General features: G+C 37.7%; 13 protein-coding genes. All 13 read right to left on the bottom strand.

From position 1 onward, the window contains the following. Positions 1-142: 142 nt before the first annotated feature. The 13 genes from UMM65_RS13845 to UMM65_RS13785 all read right to left on the bottom strand — a co-directional run bounded on the left by UMM65_RS13845 (position 143) and on the right by UMM65_RS13785 (position 16,431). Complete coding sequence (locus UMM65_RS13845) at positions 143-418, bottom strand: helix-turn-helix domain-containing protein (RefSeq protein ID WP_321977338.1); 276 nt, start codon at positions 416-418, stop codon at positions 143-145. 230 nt (positions 419-648) lie between these two features. Beyond that, complete coding sequence (locus UMM65_RS13840) at positions 649-1,473, bottom strand: RteC domain-containing protein (RefSeq protein WP_321977336.1); 825 nt, start codon at positions 1,471-1,473, stop codon at positions 649-651. A gap of 60 nt (positions 1,474-1,533) precedes the next feature. Further along, positions 1,534-2,559 carry a UDP-glucose--hexose-1-phosphate uridylyltransferase gene (locus UMM65_RS13835; RefSeq protein WP_321977335.1) on the bottom strand — a complete coding sequence of 342 codons (1,026 nt, stop codon included), beginning with the start codon at positions 2,557-2,559 and terminating at the stop codon, positions 1,534-1,536. Positions 2,560-2,577: 18 nt separating this feature from the next. Then, positions 2,578-3,726 (bottom strand): galactokinase, encoded by a 1,149-nt coding sequence (galK, locus tag UMM65_RS13830; RefSeq protein ID WP_321977333.1) that lies wholly within the window; start codon positions 3,724-3,726, stop codon positions 2,578-2,580. Beyond that, positions 3,723-3,989 carry a hypothetical protein gene (locus tag UMM65_RS13825; protein WP_321977331.1) on the bottom strand — a complete coding sequence of 89 codons (267 nt, stop codon included), beginning with the start codon at positions 3,987-3,989 and terminating at the stop codon, positions 3,723-3,725. Before UMM65_RS13825 ends, galK begins: the two co-directional genes overlap by 4 nt. Positions 3,990-4,014: 25 nt before the next feature. Continuing rightward, the gene (locus UMM65_RS13820) at positions 4,015-5,568 is read right to left on the bottom strand and encodes a sulfatase family protein (protein ID WP_321977329.1); all 1,554 of its coding nucleotides are present in this window, start codon (positions 5,566-5,568) and stop codon (positions 4,015-4,017) included. Between the two features lies 1 nt (position 5,569). Further along, positions 5,570-6,874 (bottom strand): glycoside hydrolase family 53 protein, encoded by a 1,305-nt coding sequence (locus UMM65_RS13815; protein ID WP_321977327.1) that lies wholly within the window; start codon positions 6,872-6,874, stop codon positions 5,570-5,572. A 136-nt stretch (positions 6,875-7,010) separates the two neighbouring features. After that, entirely contained in the window at positions 7,011-9,548 is a 2,538-nt protein-coding gene (locus UMM65_RS13810; RefSeq protein WP_321977325.1) for a hypothetical protein, read from the bottom strand. A gap of 4 nt (positions 9,549-9,552) precedes the next feature. Then, positions 9,553-9,798 (bottom strand): hypothetical protein, encoded by a 246-nt coding sequence (locus UMM65_RS13805; RefSeq protein ID WP_321977324.1) that lies wholly within the window; start codon positions 9,796-9,798, stop codon positions 9,553-9,555. Position 9,799: 1 nt separating this feature from the next. After that, a complete protein-coding gene (locus UMM65_RS13800) occupies positions 9,800-10,765 on the bottom strand; it encodes a glycoside hydrolase family 53 protein (protein WP_321977322.1) in 966 nt (321 codons plus the stop codon). Between the two features lie 101 nt (positions 10,766-10,866). Continuing rightward, a complete protein-coding gene (locus tag UMM65_RS13795) occupies positions 10,867-12,495 on the bottom strand; it encodes a sulfatase family protein (protein ID WP_321977320.1) in 1,629 nt (542 codons plus the stop codon). 2 nt (positions 12,496-12,497) lie between these two features. Next, positions 12,498-14,924: a DUF5703 domain-containing protein gene (locus tag UMM65_RS13790; protein WP_321977318.1), complete on the bottom strand. Its 2,427-nt coding sequence runs from the start codon at positions 14,922-14,924 to the stop codon at positions 12,498-12,500. A 28-nt stretch (positions 14,925-14,952) separates the two neighbouring features. Then, positions 14,953-16,431: an MFS transporter gene (locus tag UMM65_RS13785; protein WP_321977317.1), complete on the bottom strand. Its 1,479-nt coding sequence runs from the start codon at positions 16,429-16,431 to the stop codon at positions 14,953-14,955. Positions 16,432-16,435: the final 4 nt, after the last annotated feature.

Raw genomic sequence — 16,435 nt, 5'->3', positions numbered from 1 at the left:
GCTACAAGATAAAATTACTGAGATGGTAAACCAACTAACTCCTGAACTTATAAAATCTATCACCAGTTATCAATTATACACTAAAACATTTTTTGAGTATTTTTAAATCAGAAATGGTATAACAGTTTGATATAGTTCATTGTTAAGAATTGTTACTTCTGTTTTTTTCTAGCGTTTTAGATATATCCTCGTAATCATAATAAAGTACCCCTCCTAATCTTGTAAAGGGGATGGTACCGTTTATGCGGAAGTTTTGTAAAGTACCCGGAGATATTCCTAAGAATTTTCTTACCTCAGCGGATTTCATCCACTTCTTAGGTTGATGCTGAACATTATTCTTTAATAGAATTTTAATTTCATCTAAAAGTTCAAGTTTGAACTCATGAAGCTCTTCTGTAGTAATAATTGTTGCTACCATTTGTAGAACGTGTTTTTGATTTATTTTGTGTTTCGTTCTGCAAATCTGAAGCAGTTTGATGAGATTTCATCAGAGTCTGAACCGAGTTCGGTACTATTTTAACATTTCTATTTTTTATTGATTTTTATGGCAATTTGACTTCTAAACAGAAATTAATGTAATACTAGATTAATTCAAATAGTATTTATTTTTTAAAAACAGAGTGTGAACCGAGTTCGGTTTTTTCGAGGTTAAATGGCATCTTCATCATCCATCTTTTTCAATAACTTTTGCCCAGCCTCTTTAAAGAATTTGATGCGAGAACCTTTTCGGGATTTTAATTCATTATATGTGCGAGAAGAATTACCCTTAGGAACATTTAGAAAATTCCCCAATGATTCAATAACTTGATACAATTCTTTATTTCCACTGTTAAAATATCCAAGTGCTTGAAGACCATATATCATTTCTATAAATGCGGCATACGTTCCTGTCCATTCTAAACTTGTCCCATTTCTTATCGTTGTTACCCTATCCGAAATTTCAATTTTATTCTGTAGATATTGTGCATATAACAGCATACCTTTTAAACGTGCCCAAACTCCATCATGAGATGTATTAAATATAGGGTCTTTATAATAAGGATAACTTTTAACAAGCAGTCCGTTTTCGGCGTATTTGCGGGTAAAATAATGTTCGTCAAAATGGATTAATCCTTGTTCCATGTATAAAGAGAAATCTGTATTTCTATCAAAGAAATGATTGACCTTATAAATTTGATTTAGAAGAAACTCTTTTTGCTCTTGTTTTCCAATTTTTGGTAAGCGTAATTCACATGAGCGTAGTTCTGTAAAATAAATAAGGTTACTCATTGGTAGTACCTTCTCATTTTTAAAAAAATGAATTTCTAAATCTGAATTTTTAAATCCATTCTTTTGGATGAACTTTTGTAACTTGCTAAGTGTTTTTGTACAAAGAACGCGACCGATATTTGCCTGATCTAAGTATTTTGGAAAGTCTTTTTTAATTTCAATTAACTGCTTATTGAATTTAATTATAATTTCTGAATATAACATATTCTTACCCTTTTTTAAAATTAAGTAGGGGAGTATGTTGGTTCGTTGATAAAAGTTAAATTATTTTCTACATATGTTCTTCAAAGTTGTCGCAACTACTTCGGCAGTAATATCTCGTTGAGGCATGCCGAACATTTCATATCCGACCATAAACTTTTTTACCGTTGCACTTCTTAAAAGGGGTGGATAAAAGCTCATGTGCCAATGCCAGTGCTTATTCTCTTTTCCATTAGTAGGTGATTGATGTATACCACTTGAATATGGAAATGAACAGTTAAATAGTTTATCATAAGTTTTAGTAAGTCCTGAAATGGCTTTTGCAAAAAGACTAGCTTCAATTTTAGTCATTTCTAAAATATTATTTTGAGCCTTTTTTGGCACAATCATGGTTTCAAAAGGCCAAATGGCCCAAAAAGGAACGAGTACAACAAACGAATCATTCTCAAAAATAATACGCTCTTGCTTAACTAATTCTTGTGACGTATAATCTCCTAAAAGACTACTTTTGGTTTTATTATAGTAGTTTAATTGCTGCATATTTTTTTTTTCTACTTCATTAGGTAGGGTTGATTGACTCCAAATTTGCCCATGAGGATGTGGATTACTACATCCCATCACAGCACCCTTATTTTCAAATATTTGAACATAATTTATTCCTTTAATAGAACCTAAGTTTTTAAATTCTGCCTGCCAAGTCTCAACAACCTTTGTTATCTCCTTAGGGTTCATATCTGCTAAACTTTTGGAGTGGTCTGGACTGAAGCATATTACTTTACAGATACCTTGCTCACTTTGTGCTTTTAGCAATCCATCATTTACGTTAAGCGATTTAGAATTATTTTGAAGTGCCGCAAAATCATTTGTAAATACAAATACATCTTTGTAATCTGGATTTATCTCACCATTAATTCTTGTGTTTCTAGCACATAAATAACACATATCATCATGAGAGGGTCTATTTATTGTTGACAATTTCTCATTCTGTCCCTGCCATGGTCTTTTAGCTCGATGGGGAGATACCAATACCCATTCTCCAGTAAGTATATTAAAGCGTTTATGCGAATAATCTTGTAAGTCCGTATTCATTTTATAACAATCAGTTTATTATTTAATTAAGTGCGTTCCATTGGAAAGTTCTATAGAGTAAATAGAACAGTCATCCCCAAATTTATTTTTATAGGCTTTGGTAATAAATGATTTAAAAGAATCTGATTTGCTCTTTTCAATTAAATTAATAGTACAGCCACCAAAGCCACCTCCCATCATTCTAGCACCCAGAACATACTTTTTAAGTTTTGCTTGTTCAACAAGAAAATCTAATTCAATACAACTCACTTTGTATTGTGTTTGTAATCCATGATGGGATTCATACAACAATTTTCCTAGTGTTATTAAATCATCTTCTTGTATGGCTTTTTTCGCTTTAATTACTCTTTCGTTTTCTTGTATTACAAATAATGCTTTTCGATAGTTTTCTTCTGAAACTTGATTTTCTATTTTAAGTAAACCTACTTCTGAAACATCTCGCAAAGCTTTAACATCTAACATCTTTGAAATACTTTCGCATACTGAACGTCTATCATTATATGCACTATCTGATAAACTATGTTTTACATTTGTATTAATTAACATCAATTCGTAATTCTTAAAATTAATCGCAAAAGGTGTAGAGTCAACGGTTCTGCAATCTAAAAGTAAAACATTGTTTTTTTTACCAAACATGCTCGCGTACTGATCCATAATACCACATTTCACACCTACATAATGATGTTCCGCTTTCTGCGATATTAAAATCATTACGTGTTTGGTTAAACCCAACTGAAATAATTCATTCAAACCGAAAACGACACTATTTTCTAAAGCTGCTGAAGAAGACATACCAGCACCTCCTGGAATGTCTCCCGCAAATACTATATTGAAATTTTTAAGTTTCATTCCTAGTTTCTGAATCTCGGCTACGACTCCAATAACGTAATTTTTCCAACCACCTCTTTTCATAGGTTTAATTTTAGATAAGTTAAATTCATGCATTTCCTCTTTGTTTAATGCATAAACTTGGCTCATTCCCAAATGACTTTTTTGAATAGCTAACGCTATTCCTTTATTAATGGCAGCGGGAAATACAAAACCATCATTATAATCTGTATGTTCACCGATCAAGTTTATTCTTCCTGGAGAAAACACTAATAAAGGCTTCGAATTAAAATGTTTTTTAAAACTGTCTTGAACTTCTTTAAATAATTCTTTTTTCATTGTTTGTTTAGAATAAATGAACCCGTTACTATAATGGAAATGCCACTTCCACATTCTTCTCCAAAATCGTAGGAATTATTATTTCTTCCTTGAGCATAGATGTTTAAGTGTGGATGGATTCTGTTGATTTCAAGAGTTTCCGCAGTTGCAGTTGTTTTTCCATTTTCTACCATGGCTGTGACCTCATTTATGGCATTAGTGTGCTTACATTCAGTAAAACAAAATGTTAGCATTAAAATAAACAATATGTTCTTTTTACACATTTAAGTCTTGATTATCTGAGGAATATTAATTTGTCTCACTAAATTTCCTAGTACCATTATTAGTTCTAATTTCACTTAATAACAATTTTAGCTCTTGAACTCTTTCAGGATACTGTTCTGCCAAATTATTTTTCTCGCCAATATCTTTTGAAAGGTCATATAGTTGAGGGTTGCCCGATACGCCCGGATTAATTCCTTTTTCATAGACCCAATTTGGAAATCTACCTTTTAGTGGAGGTATATATTTCCAGTTATTTTTACGAAGTGCCAATACAAAGGATTCTTCAAGCAATAGTTCCCTGCCTTCTCTCGATTTGCCCAAAATTACTTCTGACATATCCCAGCTATCTAATGCTTCTGTATCTGTCAATTGGTAGTTTACTATTTTTGCCAAGGAGGCATAGATGTCTACCTGAGACCACAATGCTTCAGATACTCCCGATTGTATTACAGAAGGCCAATAAGCTATTGTGGGCATACGGGTGCCCGCTTCTAAGACACTGTATTTTCCACCGTTAAAAGGGCCACCAGGTTTGTGGTCCCCTAATTTTTCGACCGCCTCATCTTCGTAACCGTCATTTAAAACAGGCCCATTATCACTAGAAAACAATACTAAGGTGTTTTTATCTAGTCCCAGCTTTTCCAGATGCTTTATAATTTCACCAGTACACCAATCCATTTGTGCAATTGCATCACCACGAACCCCCATAGCACTTTTGCCCGCAAAACGGTTATTTGGAACTCTTGGTACGTGAATATCATGGTAGGATAGATACAAAAAAAACGACCGAGTTTTATTCTGCACAATGAATGACTTTGCTTTATGTACCAAAACATTAGGTAGTTCTTCGTCTACCCACCAAGCCTCTTTACCGCCACTCATAGAACCTATTCTACTTATTCCATTGATAATTGTTCCGCTATGATGCAGGTCAGCTTTTTGTTTTAATAGTTCAGGAGCGTTTTTTCCAGTTGGTAAGACACCTAAATCTTCTATATAACTTACCTTAATAGGGTTATTAGGATTCAGGTTTACCACTTTTTGATTTTCTACAAATACAGCGGGAACTCTATCACCAGTGGCGGGAATTAAAAAACTGTAATCAAAGCCTACCTCTTTTGGGCCAGGCTCTATGGCTTCGTTCCAATTGATATTGCCATCTCCCAAGCCCAGATGCCATTTGCCCACGACCCCAGTCTTAAAACCTGCCTTTCGCAACATGCCTGGTAAGGTTTGCTTCCCTTGTGCAATTAATAAGGGGGCATCGCCAGCCAAAACCTGTGCTTTATTCCGAAAGGCATAACTTCCTGTCAATAAGGAATACCTAGATGGTGTACAGGTGGCTGCCGTAGAATGGGCATCTGTAAATCTAATGCCTTTTTTTGCTAACCTATCAATATTGGGGGTCTCAACACCCTTGGCTCCATAACACCCTAAATCACCATACCCTAAATCGTCTGCATAAATAATGATGATATTGGGTTTTGAAATTACTTCTTCTTCGTGTTTTGATTCTCTTTTATTGTGCTTACAACCAATACTGAATAAAACAATTATTATGATTAAAATGTGTCTCATCTTAATACCTTACGTATTTATCAAACACTGTAATTGCAGGCATTACATCTCCTTCAGGGGAAAAAAAGGTTCTTGTTGAGAATCCTTTATTGGGTGCTGCAGGTTCCCACCAGAACAGACCTTTTCCTCTGCCATCGGACACATTTAAAATTATTTTATTTACAGCTTCCAAAAATTCTTTTTGCCCTTGTGGTGTTTCAGGAAAAGGTGCTTTTTTGTCCTTATACTCCTGCCGCGCATAATTATAAGCTACCTCCACAACAACAATATCTTTTTGATATGTATTGGCTGTAAAATTTAGGCATTCCCTAAAGTCCAGTAAACTACCATGCCACCATGGATAGTAAGACTGACCTATCACATCGAACTTTATACCATAAGTTTCAATCTTGTCAAAAAAGTATTTAGTAAAGTCCTTATCGCCCCCTTTGTCAATATGAATCATGATTTCTGGGCAAGGGTTGTTACCGCAACTAGCATAAACGCCGTTAATTCCCGATTGCAGCAAGGCTGCAAAACCATCCCAGTTTTCCGGTAATTTACCAAATGGCCATAACATCCCATTACTGATTTCGTTACCAACCTGCACCATATCAGGAAACACACCTGCATCGCGAAAAGCGAGCATCGTAGTTTTTGTATACTCAAAAACTTCTTTTACTAGCTCCTCACCTGTTTTTCCTTCCCAAGCTTTAGGTGTATACTGCTTTGCCAGGTCTGCCCAAGTATCTGAATAATGATAATCCAATAAAAATTTAAAGCCCTGCTTTTTTGCTTCTTTTGCCAGTTGAATGGTATAATCTAGATCATTAGGCAAATTATATTGACCTATATTAGGGTTGTGAAATAATCGTAATCTGATCCAGTTATATCCATGTTCCTTAAAGATTTCTAGAAAAGGTTTCTCTGCGCCATCTTCTTTAAATTCAAATCCATTCTCTTTAGCTTGTTTTGCAAAAGATAAATCTGCACCAAAAACGTAGTTTTGTGTATAGCAGGCTTGAGTGACCAAGAGAAATAGGATGCCTCCAAATAATAGATTTTTGTTCCTCAAATGACTTGATTTTTTGACTGTATTTGTTTTCATTGTGGTTTTATTTATTTTTGAACCTTCCTTGATTACATCCTCTTTTCTGTGACCAGGAAAAATATCCATTTTATTAATATTCTTGTAATAGTTTGCGCTCACAACCGTATTATGAGGTGCATATAATTTAAAATCGACTTGCCATTCTTCGGGCCATGCGGGTAGTACCCGTATGTCGTTACCATCAGTCTGCAGTACCATTTCCTGTAAGCCAATCATACCTGAGCCGCCCCAGTTATGGTCTGGGACTCAATCGCGCCCTGAACCCCAAAATAGGGCCAATTTTGAATCGCTTTCCAAAAGCAAATAAGTGGCGTTTTTGCAATGGGTTATTCGAACTGTGCGTTTCTTTCGATCATCTATAAACTAGCCAGGCTGTTGCCTTGCAATCTTTATCTGCTTTCAACTGAATCCAATGGGCACTAAACCCTTCAGGGAATTCATAACTCACAGGTTCATTAGCTTTTACATCGAAAGTTTTCCATATCATAGGTTCCCGTAAGTAGTGATTAACATGAATAAGCAAGGTAAATTGTACATCCTTGTCAGTCTCTAGTCGCAACGATTTTTTATGATAGCCTGTCATCAAATATCTATCTGATAATTCATTGCCCTTTATTTGTGTATCTTTCCACGGGCCTCCTTCTCCTACTGGTTTCCCAAAATTCCATATATCGTCAATACCTCCAAACCATAAACTTGTATTTCCATCTTCTGAGCTATAAATATGTTCAGATGCCGGTGTATGGCGTTTTACACCGCTTAAAACCAGTAATCCGTTCCATGTATTGTAGTCTGAAATTTGCTTGTTGTGCGTGGAAATGGGCCGCATCATATCATACAAGGGCTCTTCGCCTACTTTAAAGAGCGGTAATTCATAAAAAGTACCTGCTATATTGGCCAGTTCTCTTTCGGATTCCACCTCTCTTACACTTCGCACGGCACTGGATGGAAATTTTGAAGTATAATTGCTGTGCCCTTTAGGCAATCTCAATCTACCCATTTTGGTTTCCAACACCACGGAAGCCTTGTCTTCGAACCAAATAGATTTTAAGTTAAGAGCTCTTTTTGAGGTACTGTCCTTTATACCTTCTACAAATTCGAAATCAAACTTGGTAAATTCTTGTCCTTTGGTTGTTTTGAACGACTTGTTTGCTATTTCTCTCGAATAGACACTTAAATTGAAATCCGTCTTATTACTGTATAGCATGGCATGGTTTACTTCGCCTTCATAAGTAATATCTGCCAAGCCTGAAAACAAATCTCTTTCTTCTGATGAATGTTTTGAATCATCATCTGTAAAATGAAATGCCGCGGTTAGTTTTGAAGCTGTATTTGAAGATAGTCGAATCCATTCCGCTTTTAAATCTTTATCAAAAATATAGTACCGGTAAGCTCCTGGTTTTATTTGGATAGTTTTATATGTTTCCCAATTATTATTGCCTTTCGAGTCGATTTCAAAGGTGATTGTTATAGCATTTTTACCATGGTTTTTTAGGTGTACCATTCGGTTGTCAAAATCCGCTATTAAAAACGGTTTGGACGAATCATCCGCTTTCACTTCCTCATTCAGCCATATAGCTCCGTATGCACTTGAAGGCCCCCAATTGGAAAGTTCTTCGTAACTGCCAAACCACAGATTGGATTGTGGTTGTCCTGCCAAGGGGTTTCCTTGTATACTGGTCTCATCGGTTGCCAATACGATTTGATTATTCCAAAATAAAAAGTCGGGAATATACCTTAAATGTGAACCTATAGGTTTGATTCCCGAAGTATTGGATGCAGAAAATGTGTTGGGGAAATCATAGAACATTCCGTGCATGTCCATAAGCATTCTATCGTTTCCTACCTCCCTTATTCTAGGCCATTCTGTAAACCAACCATGTGGCGGATCGTTATTATATGTGGCTTTAGGCAATAAGTAGGTGTGCCATTTACCCTTATCCAATACTTTTAATTGAACTGCTTTTTTGTCCCAACCCATGGCCCATAATGGCGAGGTATCATTTGGTACCGCATTAATGCCGTTCTTGGTAGTGACATCTGTAAATTGTTTTCGTTCTATCAGTTTAAAATTATCCCCATCAAATTCAGCTAAAGCTCCCAGATTTTCTGGTCCAAAGACCCCCTCCTTGCCTATTTTCCATGTGTCCACCCATTGGTAATGTTCGCTATCCCAATCGTCCGTATCGGTAGTTACCCTTCCTTCGTTGGCGTGCTCGCCGTTGTTGGCAAGTACCAGTTTTCCTTGACTGGTATATGCTCCTTTTCCGTGCCAACCTGGCAAAGGATCTTGAAATAGTTTTTTAACGGCTAGTGAATATACATTGACTTCATACAACATCCCTTCCATATCATAATAATAGACTAGATTTTCAGGGTCTTTTAGATGACGTGCAATGGCCGTTAAACGCCCTTCCATATTTTTTATGGGAATGACTCTTATATTTCCCGTACCGTCAATAACATATGGCCCAATGAGTAGTTGGTTCGATTCTTTATGCACCATTCTGCACGCTGGGGTGCCACCAATGCTACCCTCAAAAACCTCCATATTCTTGTCCTTATCAATGATATAGAGTTTGTGCTCACTGCCCTGTGGCCTGTGTGCCGCATAATTGACCACATACAATTTGTTGTTCCAAATAGCCATGGCTCCAATGCCACATTCTTCTCCAGAGCCATAGGTGCCATCTGCTCTTGCGTGGGCATAGGTTGTTAGGTGCGGATAGATGCCACTGATTTTTCGGGTTCCGGTTATCGAAGTCATTTCTCCGTTTTCAACCTTCACTATTGTTTTGTTTTGTTTTGGCTCTGAATCACAGGAAACCATCAATACTATTGAAATGATGGCACTCATTTTTTTTAGTTCTCTTGTAATAGTTTTCTTCATATACTTAATCTTTATACTTTATTTCTTTTATTTGATTTAATGATTGTTTTAATTCCAAATTTATCACTATTGGGGTTTCTACACCAACAGCACTGTAACGACCTAAATCTCCATAGCCCAAATCATCGGCATAAATGATGATGATAATGTTGGGTTTTGAAATTACTTTTTCATCGTGCTCTGATTCTCTTTTTTCGAGTTTACCAGCAGCTATGAACAAAACAATTATTATGATTAAAATATTTCTCATGCTAATGCCTCACATACTTATCAAACACTGTAATTACGGGCATTACATTGCCGTCTGAATCAAAAAAGGTTCTGGTTGAAAACCCCTTAGAGGGCGCAGCTGGCTCCCACCAGAACACCCCTTTGCCTCTGCCATCAGGCACATTTAGAATAATCTTGTTCACTTCTTCTAAAAATTCTTTTTGCCCTTCAGGGCTTTCTGGAAACGGTGCTTGCTTATCTCTATACTCTTGGGGGGCATAATTATAAGCTACCTCTACAACAATGATATCTTTTTGGTATGTCTTAGCAGCAAAATTTAGACATGCTCGTAAATTCAATAAGTTACCAAGCCACCATGGATAGTAGGATTGTCCAATAACATCGTATTTAATTCCATAGCTGGCAATCTTATCAAAAAAGTATTTTGTAAACTCCTTATCCCCACCTTTGTCTATGTGAATCATAATTTCCGGACAGGGATTATTACCGCAACTTGCATACACACCGTTAATTCCTGCTTGTAACAAGGAAGCGAAATTATCCCAGTTTTCGGGCAATTTGCCAACAGGCCATAGCATGCCATTGCTAATCTCATTTCCTACTTGAACCATATCTGGATATACATCTGCTTCGCGAAAAGCAATCATAGTTGCTTTTGTATACTCAAAAATTTCGTGTACCAATTCTGCTGGTGTTTTTCCTTCCCATACTTTTGGTACTGATTGTTTTGCTGGATCCGCCCAGGTATCTGAATAATGATAATCAAGTAAAAATTTAAACCCTTGTTTTTTTGCTTCTTTTGCTAATGTAATAGTATATTCAAGGTTATTAGGCAATCTTGTCGGTGTGTGAAATAGTCTTAATTGAACCCAATTGTATCCATGTTCTTTGAATATTTGAATGCAAGGTTTTGACTCTCCATCTTCTTTGAATTGAAACCTATTATCTTCCGCTTCTTTGACGAAGGATAAATCGGCCCCTATCATATAATTTTGGGCATAGGATGCTTGGAAGCTTAGTTGAAAAAGACAACTTATTAGAAATAGAATTTTGTTGAATGAATTGTTTTGCATTTTGCACATGTCTTTTAATTTTTATTCACTTTTTTTGCTCGTATTAATTCCGCTTTTCTTGCTTCCCATGGCTTTCTAATAAAACTCAAATCTCCCTGTAGAAATCTTTTATGTTGCCAAACATCTTCATCTGGGTGTTGGCGTCTGAATTGGTCAACTTCTAGTTGCTTTTTTGTAAAATAACTATCCAACTTATTAAAAGTATTTTTATCCGATAATGGGTCTGCCGTGGTTTGCATCCACTTTGTCAATGTGCTTTGCAACTCTGTAAGTTTTTGTTGGTATTCTGGTGTCATTGCCAGATTTACTTTCTCGTAAGGGTCGTTTTCCAAATTATATAATTCATATTCCGGTGGGGTATTGAACCGTTTATAAATGGTATGGGTATCTTCGCCAGCTCTACTTTTGACGGCCGTATATACATCAGGGCTTCCTTCGGCGTGTACACCTCCTTTTAAATTTGTATTTGCTTTTAAATTCCATATCAACTTGTAATTACCCTTTCTCACCATTCTGGAAGGCCAGTAGTCGTCTATGGTGGTATGGGCGAAGTATTCTCCAAAAACGGCTTCGGGCCAATCATTGTCATCTTGAAATGTTTTTAACAGTGAATTTCCGGGCAAGTACTCTGGTTGTGGAATGTTTGCCACATCCAGAATGGTAGGGAACAAATCCACAAAGGATACCAGGTTCTCTTTTACTGTTCCCTTAGGGAGCAGGTTTTTCCCAGCTAAAATAAGGGGTACACGCATTCCCAACTCATACACAGAGCATTTGCCCCTGCCATAGGGTGGGCCGTGGTCTGCAGTGAGTATGATAAATGTATTGTCTAAATCGACGCCTTCCTCCTCCAGGACTTCAAGAAAGAGGCCTACAGCCCTGTCTGCCCTCTGTATGGCGTTGTAGTAAGCGGATACATCGTCCATTAACACATCGGTTTGGGCAATAGCTTCCCCGAAGGATGGTATGGGTTTTACGTCCTCTTTAGTCAGTATTTTATAAGGACTTCCCTCATAATCAAGCCTTATTCTGTGCTTATTCAGACCTTCGTCGTTGTCGTATAAAAAGGGGCGGTGCGTATCATCTGTTTGTGCCTGAAAGAAAAACGGTTTGTCCTTTGGTCTTGTTCTTAAAAAACGCCTTAAAAACTCGGCGCCTTTCACACCGTCTTTTGGGTGGCTATTCTCACGCTTAAAGCTTTCCTTACCATAATGTTGGTCAAAAGGCATTGCATTTTCAGGGTTGACATGTATTTTATAGTTAAGCCCTGTGTAATAGCCTTTTTCTTTTAATATGGATATGATAGAGGGTGTGCCTTCGTGCAAGTGCCCACCGTAGGAATCTGCCAGTAACATATGTCCGTTTTGATGCGGGTAGAGGCCTGTAAAAAAGCTTGACCTTGACGGACTGCAAGTTGCCTGAGCCGCATAGGCGTTTTTATATATGGCACCTCGGCTTGCCAACGCATCTATGTTTGGAGTAGCTACGGTACGGTCTCCATAGGCGGGTATTTGAACACTCATGTCTTCTATCATAAAAACGATGATATCGGGTTTCGTTTTTTCTTTTGATGCTTGTGGCGAACATGATACTTCAAGTAATAAAAGCAATACGAAAAATGTATAATTCAATATGTGTTTCATTCCTATTCTGATTTATTTCTAATGGCTATGATGTTTTCTTTTCTTTGGGAAGGAAAAACATCTATATATTCAGTTTCTCCATTGAAGCGTCCATTAACGACAGTATTATAAGGTGCATGCAATTTAAAGTTCACATCCCATTCTTTTGGCCAAGCAGGCAACACTTGTATTTCCTTGCCATCAGTCTGTAAAAGCATTTCTTGTAAACCGATCATTCCTGAGCCGCCCCAGTTATGGTCAGGTACCCAATCGTGGCCCGGGCCCCAAAATGTGGGAAACCGTCTTTCTGAATCTTGCATTTTTTTAATGGTCAGTTCTTTGGCTTCTTCCACCAATCCCAAACGGGCACAGAAGATATTGTCTTGATGCCAGCTCACATAGTTTTTTTGTATGGGGTCGTCCATACCATATATCCAAGTATCGACCGCCACCTGTAAATCTGGTTTTGCAATGCCATAGATTGGGTATGGGAATACAGGATACAGCTGTGGGATTTCCTGATTTGAAAAGTATTCCCATGATTCTGCCGGGGCGATGGTTTTATGCCCATTCATTTCACGAAATGAAATTGAAGGGATTTGTTTTAAAAATTTCTCATAGTGTGCTTTTTTTTCCTTTGATAAATAAGAATCGGGCAACTCAAGTAGTCGTTCTGTAACTGTTTTTAAACCAGCTAGGGTTTGGACAGGATTTTTGGCGACTTTATAGGTTTCGCAGGCCGTACCGGGGTAAATGACCAAATGCCCGTTTTCGTCCAATTCCTTCCCATTCAATCTTTTGTTCCAGTAACGGTAGTGTTCATCAAAAAAGGTGAGCGAGCTTTCTATAAGGGGCATATATTGGCTTATATCTTGTCCTGTAAATTGTTCTGCATCCAGAATCATCAAACAGAATTCCAGCACGGTATCGTATTGGTCCGATACCCACGGGTTGTTCAAATAGCCTACATCTTCAATTTTAAGGGAATCACCATTCTGTTTTTTTAGATAGCGTTCACTGTACTTTTCCTTTCTAGGCCCTAAACCTTCTTTTCCCCATTCGTATTGGTAAATACCTGCATAGGGCAACCCGAATGTTTGAGGATGTTCGGGAAAGGCTGCTCCTTTATGCCCCCAGTAATGCTCCGTTTTTAATTCTACATTTTTCAGAATGTCCTTATAAAAATCGAATTGGGTTTGCATCATCTCAAAATCCCCTGATTTTAGCATGGGCCAATACACCAAACGTTGGTTCTGAGCTGTAAAACTACCGCCGCCCCATTGTCTAAAATCCGGGGTGGCATTGGGGTAATAGTCCAATACCAAATGGGGGTCGTAGGTAAACAGTCCTCCATTAAATTTTGTTGGATATTTGCCATAGGCATTACAACCCAACATATAGCGGAACAGTTGATAGTTTCTACCTACTTGCCAACCGTTGTTTTCTTCTTTGTTTTTTACATTGGCATTGATAACGATATGACTTCTGTCCCAAAATTGTTGCCACCAATCTAGGTTTTTTTGCCACTTTTTTGATTTTGACTTACTTTCTTTTACCAATGCTTCCAGTTCATTCTCCCAATCTTCAACGGTTTCTGCATTTGCCGTATGGAATTGAACGGTTATGGCCTGTTTGGTTTGTGGTGTATCGCTTTCTAATGTCCACCCCGTAAAATCGGTATTCAGGTAACGTCCCGATACGGTTTTTGAAAAGGACATATTTTCTCCTTGCATACTACCTCCAAAGGTCAAATTTTTTTGTGGGTTCCATAACTGGTCCTTAATCGAGTCAAGATGTTGTTGGTTCACTTCTTTATCGAATACCAAATCATCATCTCTGTTGCGATGGTACCAAATCACTTCATTGTCGGAATGCCTTATAGAATCTCTATGGGTGATAGCGGTAACTTGTTCGGGCGTGGATGCATTAAAACTCATACACTGCATGCGTTCGTTGGCCTCTAGATGGTGGTCTTCCGTTCTCCAGGTTTCATAGGTGCTTTTCACGGTAACGGGTACAGAACTTTCTATATCTACATGAATTTCTGGACGAAACACTTCTACCCATAATTTTAGGGTGGCTTCCAGCTCATTGTTTTTTCCAGTGATATATACACAACCTTCACGAAGGTTGAGTTCTTGTTTAAAAACCACTTCTTCTCCTGTAAAAGGGTTGGGGTCTAATTGAATTCTGGTACGTCCTAACTTGAGCATGGTATTATTCTCATCAAAAGTCCCACTTCGGGACATATAAAAAAGAACATCCCCATTTTCAACCCATACGTTGCAACCTATATCGCCACCGCCCAACGGCATGGATTCTGAGGAGTTTTTGCTTTGGCTGTTCCAAACGACATTATATTGGTCTACGTAATCGATGTTGACTTTGGCCGATTGTTTTTGGCACGATGTATATAAGAAAAGTAATATAATAATGAGTATTCTTTCCATATTATTATTTCTATAATGTTATTCCTTATTATTTTTCAATGCTATTCCTTTCTTCTAATAATTCGCTTGTACGTTGTGCCCGAGCTGCATTTATGGGGTAAAAATACACGGCAACAATGGCCAGTACTGCCGTAAGCGTTGGTGCTCCTGCTAAAAATAAACGCATTCTTGTAAATGTTTCCGGGGTTTGGTCACCTCCCAAATCAGGGTTAAAGGCGGCGAATGACAATGCCAATCCTGTACCCAAGTAAGCTAGGGATACCATCATTTTTTCCAACCATGAAAAAACAGCTCCAAAAATGCCCTCTCTTCGTTGCCCATGCTGCAGTTCGTCTTCATCACAAATATCGGCCATCATTGAACCGAGCATAATTTTAACCGCCACCCACATGGGGCCACATAACAAAGGGTCTATTAGAATAATAGGGTCCAATTTTAGAATGGTAAAACCAAGGTTGATATCGTAAATGGTATGCCCCGGTGTGAATATGAACCACTTCATGATACCTCCAAAAGCCATTAGCGAATATACAAAAAACAAGGCTCCTTTTTTATCGAACTTTTTAGCCAAAAACGAAATGACCGGAATAGAGATAAAGCCTATTACCCCATAACCTGTGGTGAGCAATGCTTTTTGTACCAATCCGTCGCCCAAATTACCATCGTTCATAAAATAGATAAGAATATACTGGTCAATCCCCATGGCTAAAACTCCAGAAAGTACGTTGAGCACCACAATGATGACCAATAACAAAAATGGTTTACTGGAAAAGGCTCCTTTAATACTGTCCCAAAGTTTTACCTCTTGTTTTTTCTTTGCTTTGGGTTTAAATCGTTCTTTAACGAATATTCCCGGCAAAGCTCCAGCCAGAGCCATAAAAACAACGCCTACGATTAGTGCCATAGCAATGACACCTTCCATATTCAAATCGGTTGCCCCAACGACAAGTACAAGACCTATTGAAGTGGCCAAGGGCAACATCCAACCTCCCAATAATTCCCCAAGTTTGTGAAAAAACGCCATAAAAGACATGACCCGTGTACGCTCGTGGTAATCTGGTGTCATTTCATACGACAAGGCAGTTAGGGGAACTGAGAAAATAGTATAAGCTGTAAAAAACAACAATTGAAATACAATAAAATAGGCCAGTTTTTCGCCCTCACTCCAATGCTGTGGCGCCAACCAAAGCAATGCAAAAAGAATACCCATTGTGATGGCCCCTAATATGATAAAAGGTTTTCTACGGCCCCATTTTGATTGGAAATTATCGGATATTTTTCCCATAATGGGATCGGTAATGGAATCCCAGATTCTAGGCACCATAAGTGCTATACCTATCCAAGCCGCATTAACCCCCAGAAGAATATTGTACACGGGATACGCCAAAATACTAATAGAGGCATAGCCGAAGAACATGGATAAAGCCCCAATACCCAAAGCAGTTTTTTCATAGAAAGGAACTTTTTCTATTTTTTTTGAAATATCAATTTTTTGCTGTTTTTTCATAAAA

The organism is Aureibaculum koreense (assembly GCF_034296135.1).
GTDB lineage: Bacteria > Bacteroidota > Bacteroidia > Flavobacteriales > Flavobacteriaceae > Aureibaculum.
This window is presented reverse-complemented; position numbering and strand designations above follow the sequence as displayed.

What these genes read in the sequence shown, in the direction of transcription:
- UMM65_RS13845 (WP_321977338.1), bottom strand. Translation starts at nt 418, where the DNA reads ATGGTAGCAACAATTATTACTACAGAAGAGCTTCATGAGTTCAAACTT.
- UMM65_RS13840 (WP_321977336.1), bottom strand. Translation starts at nt 1,473, where the DNA reads ATGTTATATTCAGAAATTATAATTAAATTCAATAAGCAGTTAATTGAA.
- UMM65_RS13835 (WP_321977335.1), bottom strand. Translation starts at nt 2,559, where the DNA reads ATGAATACGGACTTACAAGATTATTCGCATAAACGCTTTAATATACTT.
- galK (WP_321977333.1), bottom strand. Translation starts at nt 3,726, where the DNA reads ATGAAAAAAGAATTATTTAAAGAAGTTCAAGACAGTTTTAAAAAACAT.
- UMM65_RS13825 (WP_321977331.1), bottom strand. Translation starts at nt 3,989, where the DNA reads ATGTGTAAAAAGAACATATTGTTTATTTTAATGCTAACATTTTGTTTT.
- UMM65_RS13820 (WP_321977329.1), bottom strand. Translation starts at nt 5,568, where the DNA reads ATGAGACACATTTTAATCATAATAATTGTTTTATTCAGTATTGGTTGT.
- UMM65_RS13815 (WP_321977327.1), bottom strand. Translation starts at nt 6,874, where the DNA reads ATGATTGGCTTACAGGAAATGGTACTGCAGACTGATGGTAACGACATA.
- UMM65_RS13810 (WP_321977325.1), bottom strand. Translation starts at nt 9,548, where the DNA reads ATGAAGAAAACTATTACAAGAGAACTAAAAAAAATGAGTGCCATCATT.
- UMM65_RS13805 (WP_321977324.1), bottom strand. Translation starts at nt 9,798, where the DNA reads ATGAGAAATATTTTAATCATAATAATTGTTTTGTTCATAGCTGCTGGT.
- UMM65_RS13800 (WP_321977322.1), bottom strand. Translation starts at nt 10,765, where the DNA reads ATGATAGGGGCCGATTTATCCTTCGTCAAAGAAGCGGAAGATAATAGG.
- UMM65_RS13795 (WP_321977320.1), bottom strand. Translation starts at nt 12,495, where the DNA reads ATGAAACACATATTGAATTATACATTTTTCGTATTGCTTTTATTACTT.
- UMM65_RS13790 (WP_321977318.1), bottom strand. Translation starts at nt 14,924, where the DNA reads ATGGAAAGAATACTCATTATTATATTACTTTTCTTATATACATCGTGC.
- UMM65_RS13785 (WP_321977317.1), bottom strand. Translation starts at nt 16,431, where the DNA reads ATGAAAAAACAGCAAAAAATTGATATTTCAAAAAAAATAGAAAAAGTT.